A 17,617-nucleotide genomic window follows, 5' to 3' on the forward strand; every position below is an offset into this window, starting at 1 on the left:
TCAGGCCGCAGCGAATGATGGAGCCAATGAAGCAACTGAATTCAGCGAATTTTAATGCCGCAACATCGGCAAATTTGGCTCATCGGCTGGGGTCTTTGGACCTGTTTGACCGGGCCGCTCCCCTGGTTCCCATTGGGGCATGGTCATGCGATCTGGCGAATGACCGACTTGACTGGACCGATGGTGTCTTTGACATGTTCGGCCTGACCCGTGACGACGCCCCCGAGCGTGAAGCCGCAATCGAACGGTATAGTGAAGAATCACGCGAATTGCTGGAACGGAAACGATCGCAGGCCATTGAGAATCGCAATGGCTTCACACTGGACGCAAGCATCTTGCGCCCCGACGGAACCGAGCGCTGGATCCGAATTACGGCAGCGACGCGAGGTTCGAACGGGCGGACCGAGATGCTGTTCGGCATGAAGCAGGATATAACAGACGATCGTCGGCGATGGGACCTTCTCCGGGCGCAAGCCGAGTGCGACCCGCTCACCGGCGTCGCCAACCGGTATCGCTTTCAACGCTTTTTGGACCAGCCGGCCAGTGGGCCGGTGCTGGATGACATCGGCACGTTAATCCTGTTTGACATTGATGATTTCAAGCAAATCAACGACCGCTGGGGTCACGCCGCTGGCGACGCCTGTCTAGTCAATCTTGCGGACCACCTTCGCAAGGCGTTTGTCAACGCTCACTCGGTGTCCCGAATTGGCGGTGACGAATTTGCCGTGTTGCTGCCATCGTCGGTATCGCGCGCGCAAACAAAGGCTGAATTACAGTCTCTTATGGCCCGTCTTCTCAGGCCAATACGGTGGAACGACTGTTTGCTGACAATGCAAGTATCGGTGGGCTTCGCTTTCGCTTCCAGGGGCGGCAAATATAATCCTCAAACCCTGTTCAACACCGCCGACGAAGCGCTTTACTGCTCCAAGAACCGAAAAATATTTGCATCCGACTAGGCTGCGGATCAATCGGCCCGGATCACTTGCCCTTCTACCAAAGGTATAATCACTTCCCGCTTAGTGATGATTCCCCCAAGCATACGTAAGCCCACGAGTAAGCAAAGCCTCCCATTCCCTAAGCGGGGAGATGGGCGGTGATTGAGCTTATTTTGGCGCTGTTCCTATTGAGTGAAGCCCCCGCTACAAATTTCCAGCGTCAGGCCAGCTGGGCCGAGCTTGGGTTGCTCTTTATTGAAGAGGTTGTTTTTCCCCGCCACATAATCATACCAAAAATGGTAACATTGGCACGTGGAGAGCCAATCAAGATTGTCTCCATCTCGATACCAAATGCAGATCCCCATTGCGATTTGGGCCGTCTTAAGCATGGCGGGGTTGATATCTTCAATTTTATTTCTGACCTTCCAGTTATCAAATTCATTGATCGGTCCACTGGAATTAATTCGTTGGGTATTATCGTCTCCGGGAAAGAGCATAAATCCGCGTTTATTGGGGGTTTGATTATTCCTAAAAAAATCCAACAATCGAAGAGGTTCATCCCCATCTCCATCAGGAACGAACAAAAAGCTTTCTATCACGATACCATTCGCAGGTCTTTTACCGATATTTTCAATTTCCAAGTCAAAATAAATCTGAATTTTTTTATCGTTGATCAAGAGAGGCTCAATCAGCAGTGGCTTAAACACTATCCAGGGGCGTTGAGAGCGTTCAGCAATTTCGTTGGAGTTCAAGCCAGCTTTCGCAGCTTGCCTAGTCGCTTGAAAAGTAACAAAAATAAGCCAAACACTTACAAATCCTATAGCTACCCCAAGCACAGCGGTTTTTCCCATGGTCTCATTCCACAAAGACATGGAGCGCTGCGAATAAAGATCATATTCGTCACGCTCGTTTTGGCGGGCAGTATATTCGGCTTCCTTTATGCAATCTGGATTGCGTTTGAGGGACGCAGGATCAATGCAGCTGCTCTTTATGGTAGTCTCAGCATCGTCGGCATATTTATCAGCATTTTGTATGGCAGTTTCCTTGTAGAACTGCTGGACGGTATTTAGATCAACTAAATACGAGATAGCCGCTGATAAGACGATTATACCAATGAGAGTACTAATTAACGGGGTTCGATAGCGAACAATAGATGCCTTCAGCCACCCCAACATTGCGATATTCAACCTTAAATGTTAGATTCGTTAAATGAACACACTTAAAGAAGCCCGAGAAAAGGGCAAACTCAAAGAGTTCATCAGGGAACACGCGACCGACAATGACGGCGACGAAGCCGCCATTTAGGCCACGCTCAAATCAATGGTTGGAAAGTCGAAACCAGTTCCGAAAAGATCGTATGAGGACGGTGACGACGATTGAAGCGATATTCAGCTTCCTTGGCATATTTCCAAAGGTGTTGCGGCGAAACGTGAATGGGAGTGCCAAAGATACCGCGCTTCAATTGTGACCAGAAACCTTCAATTCCTTGAATGGCAGTTCCACTGGGGCTGCCCCATAGTTATTCACCGTGACTAACTGTCTTACCGTCTTTGTTGACAGCGCCGCCGTGGCGGGTGGTTTTATACCGTAGGGGATAACCACTTCCCGCTTGACTTGGCCCGTTTTGTTTCTTAATTGTTCCGTATTCGTTCCCAGAACAGGACACTGTACATGCTCACGCAAAAGCAACATGAATTGCTCTGCTTCATCGATGAAAAGCTCAAGCACAGCGGTGTTTCACCGTCGTTTGAGGAGATGAAGGAGGCGCTTGGGCTGAAGTCGAAGTCCGGCATTCACCGGCTGATCAGTGCGCTTGAGGAGCGCGACTTCATTCGCCGCCTGCCCAACCGGGCACGGGCGCTGGAAGTGTTGAAGCTGCCGGAAGGCGGCGTCAGCGAAACCGACCATAGCAACGTCATCGCGCTGCACCCCGAGACCACGGTGCGCGAGGTGATTTCCAATCCCGCTTCCGCGGCCAATAATGACGTTCTGGAAATTCCGCTGCACGGCCGGATTGCCGCTGGCGCTCCGATCGAGGCGCTGGAAGGCCAGTCGGCGCTCAGCGTACCGGCGGCCCTGCTCGGCCCCGGCGAACATTATGCGCTGGAAGTCTCGGGCGATTCGATGATCGACGCCGGCATTCTCGATGGCGATTATGCGCTGATCCAGAAGACCGAGGTGGCCCGCGATGGCGAGATTGTCGTGGCGCTGATCCACGAGGAAGAAGCGACCCTGAAATATCTGCGCAAGGATGGCCGAAGCATCCGGCTGGACCCCGCCAATGCTGCCTATGAACCGCAAATCTACGGCGAAGGCGAAGTGCGTATTCAGGGCAAGATGGCCGGATTGCTGCGCCGCTACTAATCGCGCTCGCGCCCTCGATCCCTTCCCGCAGCTGCGGAGCGATAGCGCGTCCACGGATGCCGGCCGGTCCAGGCCAGAGCGGTGAAAATTTTCTGATGTTCCAGATCGATCGTCATGCCGCCGACCTGCGACAGCAGGGCCCGATCGGCCTTGAGCCAGCGCGGCTGACAGCCTGACGGCAACCACCGCTCGCTGACCACAATATCGGCCCGGCGGCAGGCGGCGGATAGCGCTATAACCGGAATATGGTGCGAACTGCGGGTCGCCAGGATCTGCCAGTCGCGTCCGTCTTTGTGCACCGTGAGCAGGCAGGCGTCGGCGTTGCAATCGGCATTGGGCCAATCCTCCAGCGCTTGCGCCTCCCGGTCCACCCCGGCATTTTCGCGGATCATGTCACGGATATAATCGCCGCTGCGGGTGCGGAGCATCGCCAGATCGCCGCGATCATCGCGGATCGCGACATGACGGCCATCGCCGGTGATATAAATGTCGGGCGCGCGGGTGCTGACGATGATCACCGCGCCGGTCAGCATCGGGACCAGCCCCCAATAGCGCCAGCGCTCTCGCCACAGACAAAGCCACAGTCCGCCGAGCAGCGCCAGGCCAAAGGCAGCGACCGGCATCGTCGGCACCATCGTTACCGCTCCGGGTCTCGCGGAAACGAAATGCGCCAGCCCGATTAGACCGTTTAGTGCCTGTTCGCAAAGCCACCAGACCGGTGCGCCCAGGCCGGCGCTATCCAGCACCAAGGCCAGCGCCTCGAGCGGCATGATGACGAACGTGGTCAGCGGAATGGCGATGATATTGGCCAGCGCGCCATAGAGCCCGGCCTTGTGAAAATGATAGAGCGCAATCGGCATCAGCGCGATCTCTACCACCAGCCCGGTCAAAAACAGCGAAAGAAAGAAGCGCCCTGTCCGGCGCAGCCAACGCTCTTCGCGCAGCATGAACAGAGCCTTGATCCGCGGATGTTCGTGCAGCGCAATAATCGCCGTGACCGCCGCAAAACTGAGCTGGAAGCTGGGCCCGACCAGCGACTCCGGCCAGAAGAACAGCACGAACAGCGCACCGGCCGCGACCATCCGCAGAGTGATCGCGCTGCGTCCCATGATCAGGGCAATCATCACCAGCAAGGCCGCCACGCAGGCGCGGATCGTCGGCACCTGCGCTCCGGTCAGCAGCGTATAGGCCACCGCTGCCAGCGCCGCACAGCCAGCCGCAAAAACCGGCAGCCGGAACCGCAGCGCCAGCGTCTGCGACAGCGCCAGCAGCTTGAGCATCAGCAAATAGACCGCGCCTACGACCGCCGTGACATGCAGACCGCTGATCGACAGCAAATGCGCCAGACCGCTGCGCCGCATCGCTTCGGCGTCGGCTTCGTCGATGGCCCCGCGATCGCCGGTCGCCAGAGTCGCCCCGATCGCGCCAGCGGCACCCGCCATCTGCGACTGGACATGGTTGGACAGCCGTTGCCGATATCCCGCCATCGCGAACAGCGGATCAGCCGGCCGCAAGACCGTGATGGCCCCCAGCGCCTGCCCCGTTGCTCCGAGCCCCTGAAACCACGCGCGCTTGGAAAAATCATAGGCACCCGGCAGCGCCGGCATCGCCGGCGGCATCAGCCGCGCACGGAGCTGGATCACCGCCCCGTCTTGCAAATCTTCATGCGCCTTTGCCAGCGGCACATTGACTCGCACCCGTGATGGCAGCTCCGGATTGTCCCCGGTTCGCAGCGTCAGTCGCACCATGTCGCGGGCCAACACCGGTTCCACCCGCTCGATCTCGGCGTTGAAGACCGTGACAAGCGGTCGCTCCAGCACCGGTGCCGCGACGCTCCAAGACCGAAACCAGATCAGCGCACAACCGATCGCGGCAAACAGCGCAAAGCAGAACAAGGCCTTGCCCGCTCGTGACCCGCGCATCGTTGTTACCGCCGCCAGAGCGACCAAAGCACATAGGCAGATAAATCCCAGCGACCAGGCAGCATTGGCGAGGCTGAACCACGCAGCGATCCCGCACCCCAGCGCCACCGGCACCCACAATGGCAGCTGATCGCGCTCCCGCTCCAGCAGCCTTTCGAGCTTCTCGGCAGACCATTTCTGAAGCCGGAAATCAGACAATTGTCGCGGCGGAAAGGGCATGCTAAGGGCGACAGCAATCGGTCCGGAACCGGTGCCTTTGGCGCTCTTCGGGCTCAATTCATCCCGCATTTCCAAAACCTATCACAGGGACAAAGCCAGCGTGAATTCAAAAGATGCCGATCAGCCGAAACAGACAAACGCGGTTGTAACCCGCTTTGCCCCCTCGCCCACCGGATTTCTCCATATCGGCGGTGCCCGGACCGCAATGTTCAACTGGCTGTTTGCCCGCCACCATGGCGGCAAGGCACTGCTCCGGATCGAGGATACCGACAAGGCCCGCTCGACTCAGGAAGCAATCGACGCAATCCTCGAAGGTCTGGACTGGCTGGGTCTCGACTGGGACGACGAGCCGGTTTTCCAGTCGGAACGCGCCGCCCGCCACGCCGAAGTCGCGCATCAGCTGCTGGCGTCCGGCAACGCCTATAAATGTTTCGCCACGCCCGAGGAACTGGCTGCGATGCGCGAGCAGCAACGGGCGGAGAAAAAGCCGATGCGCTACGATGGACGCTGGCGCGACCGCGATCCGTCGGAAGCGCCCGAGGGCGCGCCCTATGCGATCCGCGTCAAAACCGAAATGGCTGGCAAGGTGACCATCGCCGACCAGGTACAGGGCGATGTATCGGTACAGAATAGCGAGATTGATGACTTCATCCTGCTGCGCTCCGACGGCTCGCCAACCTATATGCTGGCCGTCGTGGTCGACGATCATGATATGGGCGTCACTCATCTTATCCGGGGCGATGACCATCTGAACAACGCCTTCCGGCAACTGGCGCTGATCCGCGCTCTGGGCTGGGCCGAACCGGTCTATGCCCATATTCCGCTGATCCATGGCAATGACGGCGCCAAATTGTCCAAGCGGCACGGCGCACTGGGTGTTGACGCCTATCGCGACATGGGCATTCTCTCAGACGCGATGTTCAACTATCTGTTGCGCCTGGGCTGGGGCCACGGCGATGACGAGTTCATCTCGCGGACTCAGGCGATAGACTGGTTCGCGCTGGACGGCGTCGGAAAGTCGCCGTCGCGGTTCGACACCAAGAAGCTGCAAAATCTCAATGGCCATTATATGCGCAACGCCGACGATGCAGCGCTCGTCGACCTTGCCACACCCTGGATTGAACAGGAGCTGGGCCACTCGCTGTCGTCTGCCGACATCCAATTGCTCGGTCAGGCGATGCCGGTTTTGAAGAGCCGGGCGAAAAATTTGCTCGAATTGGCCGAAAGCAGTCTTTTTCTCTTTAAAAAACGCCCACTTGTGCTCGACGAGCGGGCAGAAAATCTGCTAGACACTGACGCACGGACGCTGCTTAAATCGATTCACCTCGCCTTGACCGATCTGGAAAACTGGACGCTTGAGGCAACGGAAGAAACTATTAAAGCGATCGCAGAGTCCGCCGAATTGGGGTTGGGAAAGCTCGCACAACCTATGCGCGCGGCACTGACTGGAAGCACCAGTTCACCCGGAATTTTTGACGTCCTGATCCTTCTTCGCAAGGAAGAATCATTAGGGCGTCTTGCAGATCAAATAGAAGAAGCCTGAACATCAGGAGCAGAAAGGACAATATCGTGGGCGATAACGCAAAATTCAGCATCAGTGGGGAAGATTACGAATATCCGGTTCTGACGGGCACCGAAGGACCCGATGTCGTCGATATCCGCAAACTATATGGCCAGACCGGTGCATTCACCTACGATCCCGGCTTTACGTCTACGGCAAGCTGCGAATCCGAGCTGACCTTCATCGACGGCGGCGAAGGCATCTTGCTGCACCGCGGCTATCCGATCGAACAGCTCGCCGAGAACAGCAGCTTCATGGAAGTTGCGCATCTGCTGCTGCGCGGCGAATTGCCAACGGCGGATGAATATGCCGATTTCACCAATACCATTACCCGTCACACCATGGTGCACGAACAGTTGCGCGGCTTTTATCAGGGCTTCCGCCGGGATGCCCATCCAATGGCTATCATGTGCGGCGTAGTCGGCGCTCTGTCGGCTTTCTACCATGACAGCACCGACATCAACGATCCGGCCCAACGGATGATCGCCAGCCATCGTCTGGTCGCAAAAATGCCGACCATTGCTGCCATGGCCTACAAATATTCGATCGGTCAGCCGTTTCTCTACCCGGACAATGATCTGTCCTACACCGGCAATTTCTTGCGCATGACCTTTGGCGTTCCGGCCGAAAAATATGAAGTCAATCCCGCGATTGAAAAGGCGATGGACCGGATCTTCATCCTTCACGCCGACCATGAGCAAAATGCGTCGACCTCGACCGTCCGGCTCGCCGGTTCCTCCGGAGCCAATCCGTTTGCCTGCATCGCCGCCGGCATTGCCTGCCTCTGGGGCCCTGCCCACGGTGGCGCAAACGAAGCAGCGCTCAACATGCTGCACGAAATCGGTCATCCCGATCGCATTCCGGAATATATCGCGCGCGCCAAGGACAAGGACGATCCGTTCCGCCTGATGGGCTTTGGTCACCGCGTGTATAAAAATTACGATCCGCGCGCATCGGTGATGCAGGAAACCGTCCGCGAAGTCTTCGACACATTGAAGGTCAAGGATCCGGTTTTCGACGTTGCGTTGCAGCTCGAGGAAATGGCGCTCAATGATCCCTATTTCATCGACAAGAAGCTCTTCCCGAACGTCGATTTCTATTCCGGCATCATCCTTTCGGCGATCGGCTTCCCGACCTCCATGTTCACCGTGCTCTTTGCCCTCGCTCGCACCGTCGGCTGGGTGGCTCAGTGGAACGAGATGATTTCCGATCCAGGCCAGCGTATCGGTCGTCCGCGTCAGCTGTACACGGGCCCGACCAAGCGCGACTATGTGCCGATCGACAAGCGCTAGGATCGACGAACATTAGAAATTGGGGGGCGATTTTGCCCCCCTTTTTTTATGGCTTTTGTTTGGTCGGAAGCGACAGCGTGAAAGTCGAGCCTTCGCCTTGACTGCTCTCCACGGTGAGGCTGCCGCCCATCGCCCGGGCCAGACGGCGAGAGATGAATAAGCCCAGTCCGCTACCGCCATCCCCGGACCGCCCCAGACGTTCAAATTTCTCGAAGATCCGCTGCTGGTCTTCAGCGGCAATACCATCGCCCTGGTCGGTGACGGCAATCCGGGCGATTCCCTCTTCGGCAGAAACGCGCAGCTTGATAACCGAGCCATCGGGCGAATAGCGGATAGCGTTACCGATCAGATTGACCAGAATTTGCAGTGACCGGCGAAATTCACCAACAGCCGGCAATTTCTCATCCTCGTCCGGCAGGTCGATGTGCATCTGATGATCCGCAGCCTTGACCGCCAGCAAACCCGCGGCACGGTGCGCCAGATCGACAAGGTCAATATCATCCCCGGCAACCGTGAATTCCGGACGCTCGATCGCCTCCAGATCGGAAAGGTCGTTGACCAGGTCAAGCAAATGCCTTCCTGCAGACGCGATATCCTTGGCATAGGTCGCATAGTCCCCACGCAGCGGGCCTTCCAATTTGCTGCTGATGGTTTCTGCATTGGCGATGATTTTACCCAGCGGCTGACGCAAGGCAGGCCCCAGTTGCAGGCCGAACAGGCTGTCGCTTACCAGCTTACGGCTGACGCTTTTGACCTCTTCGTCGTTGCTTTCTTCCTCGCCGACATCCTGATCATTTGCCGCATCGTCGGGCTCCGCTGTAAAGCGATAGCCAGCGAACATCCCCCGCTTGTCGATCAGCGGATATCCATTCAGCATGAAGAGACGCTGTGCGCCTTTTTTTGCACGCATTCGCTGGTTCCGGATCGGCTGACGCTCGGCCACAGCTTCCAGCAATCTGGCATGTGCCGAAGGGGGAATTACGTTATAGATATCGAGCAGCGACTTGCCGATGGCCTCGGCATTCAGCGCTGTATCTCCAGGCATTTGCTGGGCAATGATCCGCAACGCCGCGTCGGTCCTGATCCCGCCGCGGCCCTCCAGCCTGTCAAAATCACGGCCGCGCGCCGAATCGCTTTTCTCGCTTTCTTCGTCGGCATATTCTTTCCAGTCGATGATCGACAGGCCAAGCGGCTGATCCTTGTCCGCAAAACGCGTTTCGACCCACATTTCGATCCGGCGGTCATTGTCCGACGCCTGCACTGGGCGCGACAGGTTCATTCCCAACCGTCTGCTTAACCGGCAAAGCTCTGCGAGTTCAGGAACAGCCAGCGGCCCGCCCTCGGTGCCACCACAATGCAGGTGCAACTGCATGAGCGGTGGGTCAGCCGATAGCAGCAACCCGTCCACATCAACCTGTCCCAGGACGGGTTCAGGAGTCTTGCGGGCAGCGGTCATTTTCCCTGATCGCTCAGCAGGTCGCTGGAGAGAATACGTTCCGCATCTTGAAAAGCATGCGGCAAAGCCCATCGGGACACCAGTGCCGAAGACCGGTCCCGATCCGTCTCTCGATAGGTCGCGGCGGTCAGAATATGATCTCCACCACCCAAAGCCGCAAAAATCGACAGAGCATCCTCAACCGGGAAATTGGCTGCTCGCATTACGACCACGAGGCGCGCCATGTTCGGTTCCGCAGTGAAGGCAACGATCTGGTCACTGGTCAATCCGGATAGGCGCGCCAGGCGCGCGATGAACAGGGTTAGCCCGTCTTTCATCGGGTGGGGCAATCCGTCCTCGTCCATCTTCGATTGATCCAGCAACTGGGCAAGGCGTTCTGCCTTGCGCGCCACGCCTGCGCTCTCATCATGCGCAGAAAGCAGCCGCTCCGCCGCTTGTTTCAACTGCGCACCGGCATAGCCCGTGAGGCGCGCGAGCGCGGCAGTCACCGGCCAGGCAAATGCATAGACGATTTCCGGGGGAAGATCTTCAAGACTCGCCTTCATTTCGCCCGGTGCGCCAGAGGTCTTGGATTGTGCAACCAGCAAGCCCATCGCCGCTTCTGCCACCGCCGGATCCTGATGGTCGAGATTGCGGGTCAGTGTCGATTCCAGGTCTTCCTGGGAAATTTTTTGCAGCAGACGGGCGGCAAGTTCGCTGCGCTGGGTTTTGAGAAACAGATGCTGAACGATTTCGACGGTCTTCAACAAGCCCGAGTTTTCAAGCATCGCAAAGCTTTCGCCCTCTGCGCCCTGACCGATAGCCTGCAACTTTTCGTGGTGGACGTCTAGATCGTCGGTCGCAATCTGGCAAATACGGGTTTCAACCTGACCGACCGCGCTGCGCAGATATTGCCGCGCATTCGACAGCATGCGGTCGTTAAACACCACCTCTGTTCGGGGAAACAGCGCCTGGGCAAAATCATCGGCAACGAAAGCGGCTCTGGCCGCGATCGCTGTCGCTTGCCGGATGATATCCACCTGCTTGGTCCGGTCCAAAGGAAAAACTTGCTCTGCCATGCCTAGGCCGTACCCCAAGGTGGTTAACAAGCCGCTAAGTTGAACATTTCACTACAGGTCCTGAAAGTCCGGTCTTTTCGGCGGTTTTATGGTTAAATAGCGGTCTAGAACGAGCGACAGGCCGGAGTAAAGTGCAGCCGCATAAATGCCGTAGCTGATCGGCCCAAAAATCGTTGCCAGCAGCAGGATCAGCAGCACCAGTCGCAGGTCCGGCTGCAACAGCACAAGCGAGCTCTTGTCCGGTCCCGTTTTCAGCAGCAAAAGATGCGCAAGCAACAGCGCAAAAACCACCAGATTTGGCGCCAAAGTCATCACATCCGAGGCTTGCACCAGCAGAATGGCGACACCGCTTGCAGCGAGCAAATCCAGCGTCATCCCGGCCCAGTCGCGACGGCTCACCCGGCTGTCAAACTGCATCAGGGACGCGCGGGTCAATTGCGCCACACTGCCCAGCAGGAACAGCACCAGTGCAGGAATGGCATAACCGAACACCGCCGTAACGACTGCAATCAGCCCGGAAATAATCGTAAATATCTGAAGATATTGCGGGGCGGCTGGTTTTGCCCAGAGCCTTGGAAGACTACGCTTGATCAGCGGTCGCAGCAGAAAGCGGTTGAGAAAATTATCCCTGTGCGCCGGCATTTCTTTCAATTTGCGCCGCGTGAATTGCCCCGCGCTGATTTCGCTCTGGATATGCGCGATCGCGCCTGCCCCCATCCGCCGATCCGAAATGATCGCGCGCGGACAATCGGCCTGCACCGCAGTCCTGAGCAGCGCCGATCCGATCTCCCAGTCATCCGGGATATCGATCATGGCGACCAGTCGCGACGCCTTCAGCGAAACAATGCCCAGCCAGCGCTGGTTCAGGTCGATCCGCTCGAACTCCTGATATTCGTTGGCGTGCAGAACCGTGAACAGCAATTCCTGCGGCGCAGCACTCAGCTGCTCGACAATGGCGTCATTCGGCAGGATACCATCCGCGATATAGACCAGATGATCCTGATCGCTGGCATATTGCACCAGGTCACTGGGGCTGCGGACATATTCCGCGTCGAGCCCCTGCTGTTTCATGGCATCGATTTTCTGCAGCAAGGCACCATGGGTGACCGGGCAGAGAAAGATAAATTTCTCGCAGCCAAAGCGCTGCGCGGCATCGACTTGCAGATCCAGCAACGTACCCCCGAACAACGGCAGCAGCGCAATCGGCCCGTTCCCGTCGAGATCATCTTTTGCCAGAGAAATCAGTGCCAGTTTCACGAATGTTGCGGTCCCGAACAATGGAAAGGAAATATGCTCCCGTCCATAGATGGTGGCGTCCGGTCATGCCAAGCGATATTCTGGTGAAACGGGCGGGTTCAGCGGTGCAGAACCCGCTTATCAGTCGCGGTGGGCCTCGACCGCTGAAACCGCGCGCTGCAATTTCCGCAAGATAACCGGATCACCCGGCGCAGAGTGGGCGGCTTCATCGGCAAGCGCCAAAATCTTCGTCGCAGAGAAACTGGCAGCGAGGCCTTTCAGGCGCCATGCGGCATATTCCCAGTTGGCATCGCAGCGCGCTCTGCCGAGTAAATCGACTTGCCGCCTCGCACTTTCCAGAAACGCCTCACGCAATTCTGCTATAAGCGACTGGTCGTCCCCCACTGCAGCCGTCAGAGCGGCATCCAGAGCCCCATAATCAAATGACATATCGGCCGTTTACATTTCATGTGGTTAACTTATGGTTTCCATGGTCCGAGATTGTGGTAGACTAAGACTATGGCAGGTAACTCTAAGATAATCGGGATGTGGCGCGACCGGGATGAAAGTCCGGACGACGACCAGGCAGAAGCAACCGCGAACGCGGAGCTTGAGGCGCCAGATACCGAAGCCGCACAGACCGATTTTTCCTCAGAAAATCAGGAAAATAGCGACGACTATGCGGACGATGACTGGGATCATTATGCCGACGATGCCGGGCTGGATCCATCCCGCTCCCGTCGCATGCCGCTGCTGCTGTCAGCCCTCGCCGCCGCCTGCTGGACCGGATTTTTCCTGTGGGCCAATCGCGACATTTTTGCCACAATGCCAACGCCCAAGGCGGGCATTGACCTTTTCACCCAATGGTGCCTGCCGATCATCACGATAGGCATCGCATATCTGCTCTATATGCGGAACAGCACAAGGGAAGCGGGCCGTTTCGCCGAAGTCGGACAGTCGCTGCGCACCGAGTCCGAATTACTCGAAACCCGCCTGAAGACCGTCAATAACGAACTCAGCGTCGCCCGCGAATTTCTCAGTCAGGAAAGCCGCGAACTGGAATCGCTGGGTCAGCAGTCTGCCAGCAAGCTGACTACCGCGGCCGGCATGATAAAAAAGTCGCTCGACGATGGTCTCGGCAAGATGCAGAAACTCGACGAAGTCGGCGGCACCGCCTTCAACAATCTCGAGCAGCTGCGCGAGCATCTGCCGGTCGTGATCAACACCGCCAAGGACGTGACCAACCAGATCGGCAATGCCGGACGCTCCGCCCAGACCGAGATGACGGCCATGGTTGCGACCCTCAAGAAAATCGCCAAAGCCGGCACCAGTGCAGAGGAAAGCATCGAGTCCCTGACCAGCAAATCCGTTCTCTCGGCGGAAAAACTGGCGGTCGAAGCAGAGCGCATCAAGATCAGCCTGGCGGAACAGCTGAACGAAGCGGAGGCCGGATCAACCCAGCTGGCAGCCCTGTTGCAAACCACCACTGCCGAAACCGTCGAAGCCATCCACAAAACACGCGCACAGCTCGCTACCGATGCATCGGAATCGGCAACCGCGATGCGGGCCGAACTCGACGAGCTGGAAGCTGCGCTGGCCAATGCGGGCACGGTTGCGGACGGCGAGGAAGCCCGCCTGAAAGCACTGGCGGACAATCTGAACCGGAATATTTCCGACATCGTCGAAAATATCAAAAATCTGGACAATGAGAGCGGCGAAAAAACCGCCAAGCTGGCCTTTGCGATGAACGCGATGGAACAGAATAGCGCCGCTCTGCAGCAGTCACTCGAAAATGGCTATGGCGTGGCGGATGGCATGATCGAACGCATGGAGAGCCTGCTCGTCGCCCTCGACAGCAGTGCCCGTGAAATGGACGAGACCCTGCCCGCTGCCTTTGAACGGGTTTCGGAAAAATCGCAGGAAAGCCTGGCACTATACAGCCAGATCGCCCGCGAAGCCCGCAAGGCCCAGGAAGATGCGGGGCGCGTCGCCCAGCAAGTCGCTCAAACCGACCATTCAATCAGCGAACAGCAGCAACATATGCGCAAGCTGCGCGAAACCGGCGATGAGGCCAGCCAGTCCATTGTCCAGCAGATCGCCGATATTTCGGAAGCTATCCAGACGGTCCGAACCGAAAATGAAGCGCTCGCCGAAAGCGCTGGCGAAAAAATGATCAGCGCTCTGCTGCGGGTTAAGGAAACCGCGAAGCAGGCATCCGAGCATTCCCGTCAGGCGTTGGAAAACTCGATCGCCAGTTCTAGCGAAGCCTTCGAAAAAATGAGCGAAGATGCCTTGAACCGCATCATCGATGACAAAATCGCCTCGATCGCGCCGAAACTGGAAAAGGCCGTGTCCAGCGCGGTAGCAACAACCGAAACGACCGCTGCCCATCTCACCGAACAACTGGCAGCGATCGAGGATATGACCGTCAAGCTGGAACAGCGTATCCTGTTCGCCAGGGAAAAGGCCGAGCAGAGCAGCGATGAGAATTTCACGCGGCGCGTGGCACAGCTGACAGAATCGCTGAATTCAATCTCGATCGATGTCGGGAAAATCCTGTCGAACGACGTGACCGATATGGAATGGGCGGCCTATCTGAAGGGCGACCGCGGCATTTTCACCCGGCGGGCGGTTCGACTGCTGGACAGCAGTGAAGTACGCGAAATCCTCGCCCAATATTCCGGCAATGACGAATTCCGGGAACACGTGAACCGCTACATCCATGATTTTGAAGCCATGCTGCGCGGCGTTCTCGCCACGCGCGATGGCAGCGCGGTGAGTGTGACCTTGCTGTCATCCGACGTCGGCAAGCTTTACGTCGCTCTGGCGCAGGCGATTGAGCGCTTGCGCAGCTAGGATCAGATGCCTTGCATCCGGTCGCGGCTGTTGAAGAAGTCGATCGTATCCATATCGATCCAGCCATAGATATAATTCAGATAGAAAATACCAAAGGCGGCTGTCGCCAGTAGGGTCGTCCGCAACAGTATCCGCCACGGGCGAAAATTGACCGGCGCGCCATCCGCCTGACCCTTGATCATTTCTTCTCCGGTCTCATGATGGCTGCGGATGCCGATCGGCAGGATGATGAACAGAGCTGTCACCCAGAACAGCACATAAATCGCGAAGACCGAATAGAGCTGCATGGCCGGTTAAGCCTCCACAGTGAGCACCGAAACAACCGGTTTCTTTCCCGTCCACTCGGTCGCACTGCGACGGACAAGCAAACGGATCGCTTCGTTGAACTTGTCGATATCACCAACCGGCTTGGAATATTTGCTGACAATCTTGTCGACAACCTCATCCAGGAAATCTTCTTCGTCTTCCTCCAGCGGAACGCCGTGCATTTTGAGCACAGGCTCGCCGAAGATCTTGCCTTTCTGGTCCAGGCCAATCGCCACCGAAATCAACCCGTTATGTGCGGTCTTGCGCCGGTCGTTCAGCGTTTTCCCGTCAGCCGGGATGATCACATCGCCATCGACGACAAGCCGTCCGGTCCGCTCCTGCCCCAATATCTTCGGTCCCTTGGGTGCAAGCCGAACAACATCGCCATTCTGCTGGAAAATGGCTTTGGGAATGCCCTGCTCCAGACCGAAAGCAACCTGGTTTTTCATATGGCGGATTTCGCCATGGACCGGCACCAATATCTCGGGTTTGATCCATTCGTACATCTGCGCAAGTTCGGGACGGCCGGGATGACCCGACACATGAATATGTTCCTGGCGCTCGGTAATCATGATCACACCTTTGGCCGCGAGCTGATTCTGAATACGGCCGATAGCGATTTCATTGCCTGGAATCTGCTTCGACGAAAACAGAACATGATCGCCTTCGGACAGCTTGATCTGATGGCTGTCGCTTGCGATCCTTCCGAGAGCCGCCCTCGCCTCGCCTTGTCCGCCGGTGGCAATGATCATCACCTCACCGCGCGGCAGGCTCATCGCTTCCTGAAAATCCACGGTTGGCGGAAAATTCTTGAGATAGCCATTTTCACGGCAATTTTCGATAATGCGGTCGAGCGACCGGCCTGCAACGCACAATTTGCGACCGGCATGGACAGCAACCTCACCCAGCGTCTGCAGGCGAGCCGCGTTGGAGGCAAAGGTCGTGACTACGATTCGGGTGTCGATATCTTCGACAACCCGCATCAGGTTACGACGCACTTCGCCTTCCGATCCGGACGCCTTGTCATTGAACACATTGGTCGAATCGCAGACCATGGCGAGAACGCCTTCGTCACCGATTTTCTGAAGCTCTTCCGGTGTCGACGGAACGCCCAGAACCGGTTCGTCATCCAGCTTCCAGTCACCGGTGTGGAAAACCCGGCCATAGGGCGTGTCGATCAGCATCGCATTGCCTTCGGCAATCGAGTGGGCAATCGGCAGATAGCGGAAACCAAACGGCCCGAGATCGAAACTGCCTTCATTGGGAATGATATTGAGCTCGACCTCATTCTCCAGACCGACCTCTTCCAGCTTGCGCCGGATCAGACCGGCGGTGAAAGGCGTTGCAAAGAGCGGCACATCCAGATCAGCGGCGAAATAGGGCACCGCGCCAATATGATCCTCATGACCGTGGGTCAAAACAATGCCAAGCAAGTCCTTGCGGTTCTTCTCGATAAATTCGAGGTCAGGCAGAATCAGGTCAATGCCTGGATAGCTGGGATCGGCAAAGGTCATGCCGAGATCGACCATCACCCATTTGCCATCGCAGCCGTAGAGATTAACATTCATGCCGATTTCGCCGGATCCGCCAAGGGCCAGGAAAAGCAGTTCTTTTTTTGGTTTTGTCATGAAGCGTTTGTTGCTCGCTGATAGAGGATATGCAGTCCCTGAAGAGTCAGGTCTGCTTCCAGATGATCGAATACATCTGTATGTTCGTCAAATAATACGGCTAATCCGCCGGTAGCAATGATTTTGGTGGGACGTCCGATCTGTGCTTTAGTGCGGGCAACCAGCCCTTCGATCATCGCCACATAGCCCCAGAAAATGCCAATCAGCATCTGGCTTTCCGTGGTGGTCCCAATCACATTGTCGTCTTCCGGAGATTCCAGAGCGATACGCGGCAATTGGGCCGTTTTGCCGACCAGAGCATCGAGCGACAGATTGATGCCCGGCGCGATGACACCGCCTTTATAGGCACCTTCATAATCGGCGACATCGAAAGTCGTCGCTGTCCCGAAATCGATGATCACGATATCCTGCCGATATTTCTCATGCGCCGCGATAACATTGAGCGCGCGATCGGCACCGACACTGTCCGGTTGTTCGACATCGAGGGCAATGCCCCATTCCGCGGCACCGCGACCCGCAACCAGCGGCACCACGCCGAAATATTTCTCCGACAATACGGTCAGGTTATGCAGCGCTCGCGGAACGACGGTGCCGATGATAACGGCTTCAACCGCGTCCAGTTCCAGGCCTTCCAGCTCCAGAAGCTGTCGTAGCCAGACAACATATTCATCCGCAGTCCGCCGCGCATCGGTTGCGATCCGCCAGCGCGCACGAATATCATCGCCGTCAAAGAGGGCGAAGACAACATTGGTATTTCCGGCATCAATGGCCAAAAGCATGGGCG

The 17,617-nt window shown here is 57.1% G+C and carries 15 protein-coding genes; 5 read left to right on the top strand and 10 right to left on the bottom strand.

Going from position 1 to position 17,617, the window contains the following annotated elements; genetic code table 11:
* The first annotated feature begins 26 nt into the window (after positions 1 to 26).
* On the top strand, positions 27 to 956 hold the full coding sequence (locus ACN0WW_RS02750) for a diguanylate cyclase domain-containing protein (protein WP_417609158.1): 930 nt from the start codon (positions 27 to 29) through the stop codon (positions 954 to 956).
* A 164-nt stretch (positions 957 to 1,120) separates the two neighbouring features.
* Here ACN0WW_RS02750 and ACN0WW_RS02755 read toward each other — a convergent pair whose 3' ends face one another.
* Together ACN0WW_RS02755 and ACN0WW_RS02760 are read right to left on the bottom strand one after the other, a co-directional pair.
* Positions 1,121 to 2,122, bottom strand: coding sequence for a hypothetical protein (locus tag ACN0WW_RS02755; RefSeq protein WP_417609160.1), 1,002 nt, complete (start codon positions 2,120 to 2,122; stop codon positions 1,121 to 1,123).
* Between the two features lie 125 nt (positions 2,123 to 2,247).
* Positions 2,248 to 2,427, bottom strand: coding sequence for a transposase (locus ACN0WW_RS02760; protein WP_417609732.1), 180 nt, complete (start codon positions 2,425 to 2,427; stop codon positions 2,248 to 2,250).
* A gap of 179 nt (positions 2,428 to 2,606) precedes the next feature.
* On the opposite strand from ACN0WW_RS02760, the gene lexA reads away from it, so the two are divergent.
* Positions 2,607 to 3,299 (top strand): transcriptional repressor LexA, encoded by a 693-nt coding sequence (gene lexA, locus ACN0WW_RS02765; protein WP_417609162.1) that lies wholly within the window; start codon positions 2,607 to 2,609, stop codon positions 3,297 to 3,299.
* On the opposite strand, the gene ACN0WW_RS02770 is transcribed toward lexA, so the two are convergent.
* Positions 3,296 to 5,509, bottom strand: a complete 2,214-nt coding sequence (locus ACN0WW_RS02770) for a ComEC/Rec2 family competence protein (RefSeq protein ID WP_417609164.1) — start codon at positions 5,507 to 5,509, stop codon at positions 3,296 to 3,298. The genes lexA and ACN0WW_RS02770 overlap by 4 nt on opposite strands.
* Before the next feature lie 31 nt (positions 5,510 to 5,540).
* Between ACN0WW_RS02770 and gltX the strand changes: the two genes are divergently transcribed.
* Positions 5,541 to 6,983 carry a glutamate--tRNA ligase gene (gltX, locus tag ACN0WW_RS02775; RefSeq protein ID WP_417609166.1) on the top strand — a complete coding sequence of 481 codons (1,443 nt, stop codon included), beginning with the start codon at positions 5,541 to 5,543 and terminating at the stop codon, positions 6,981 to 6,983.
* A gap of 26 nt (positions 6,984 to 7,009) precedes the next feature.
* Positions 7,010 to 8,293 carry a citrate synthase gene (locus tag ACN0WW_RS02780; RefSeq protein WP_417609168.1) on the top strand — a complete coding sequence of 428 codons (1,284 nt, stop codon included), beginning with the start codon at positions 7,010 to 7,012 and terminating at the stop codon, positions 8,291 to 8,293.
* A 46-nt stretch (positions 8,294 to 8,339) separates the two neighbouring features.
* Here the strand turns inward: ACN0WW_RS02780 and ACN0WW_RS02785 are convergent, their stop codons facing one another.
* The 4 genes from ACN0WW_RS02785 to ACN0WW_RS02800 form a co-directional block, all read right to left on the bottom strand.
* Positions 8,340 to 9,749 (bottom strand): sensor histidine kinase, encoded by a 1,410-nt coding sequence (locus tag ACN0WW_RS02785; RefSeq protein ID WP_417609170.1) that lies wholly within the window; start codon positions 9,747 to 9,749, stop codon positions 8,340 to 8,342.
* Positions 9,746 to 10,807, bottom strand: a complete 1,062-nt coding sequence (locus ACN0WW_RS02790) for a hypothetical protein (RefSeq protein WP_417609172.1) — start codon at positions 10,805 to 10,807, stop codon at positions 9,746 to 9,748. Before ACN0WW_RS02790 ends, ACN0WW_RS02785 begins: the two co-directional genes overlap by 4 nt.
* A 51-nt stretch (positions 10,808 to 10,858) precedes the next feature.
* Complete coding sequence (locus ACN0WW_RS02795) at positions 10,859 to 12,064, bottom strand: hypothetical protein (RefSeq protein ID WP_417609174.1); 1,206 nt, start codon at positions 12,062 to 12,064, stop codon at positions 10,859 to 10,861.
* Positions 12,065 to 12,184: 120 nt separating this feature from the next.
* Positions 12,185 to 12,493: an Hpt domain-containing protein gene (locus ACN0WW_RS02800; protein ID WP_417609176.1), complete on the bottom strand. Its 309-nt coding sequence runs from the start codon at positions 12,491 to 12,493 to the stop codon at positions 12,185 to 12,187.
* A 69-nt stretch (positions 12,494 to 12,562) separates the two neighbouring features.
* Between ACN0WW_RS02800 and ACN0WW_RS02805 the strand changes: the two genes are divergently transcribed.
* Positions 12,563 to 14,899 (top strand): hypothetical protein, encoded by a 2,337-nt coding sequence (locus ACN0WW_RS02805; protein WP_417609178.1) that lies wholly within the window; start codon positions 12,563 to 12,565, stop codon positions 14,897 to 14,899.
* Positions 14,900 to 14,901: 2 nt separating this feature from the next.
* Here the strand turns inward: ACN0WW_RS02805 and ACN0WW_RS02810 are convergent, their stop codons facing one another.
* From ACN0WW_RS02810 to ACN0WW_RS02820, 3 genes are read right to left on the bottom strand one after another with little or no spacing between them, the layout of a single operon-like run.
* Positions 14,902 to 15,186: a DUF1467 family protein gene (locus ACN0WW_RS02810; RefSeq protein ID WP_417609180.1), complete on the bottom strand. Its 285-nt coding sequence runs from the start codon at positions 15,184 to 15,186 to the stop codon at positions 14,902 to 14,904.
* Between the two features lie 6 nt (positions 15,187 to 15,192).
* A complete protein-coding gene (locus ACN0WW_RS02815) occupies positions 15,193 to 16,833 on the bottom strand; it encodes a ribonuclease J (RefSeq protein WP_417609182.1) in 1,641 nt (546 codons plus the stop codon).
* The gene (locus ACN0WW_RS02820; RefSeq protein ID WP_417609184.1) at positions 16,830 to 17,612 is read right to left on the bottom strand and encodes a type III pantothenate kinase; all 783 of its coding nucleotides are present in this window, start codon (positions 17,610 to 17,612) and stop codon (positions 16,830 to 16,832) included. The genes ACN0WW_RS02815 and ACN0WW_RS02820 overlap by 4 nt, the downstream gene beginning before the upstream one ends.
* Positions 17,613 to 17,617 lie beyond the last annotated feature (5 nt).

Source organism: Parasphingorhabdus sp. (assembly GCF_048269865.1).
In the GTDB taxonomy this organism is placed as follows: Bacteria; Pseudomonadota; Alphaproteobacteria; order Sphingomonadales; family Sphingomonadaceae; genus Parasphingorhabdus.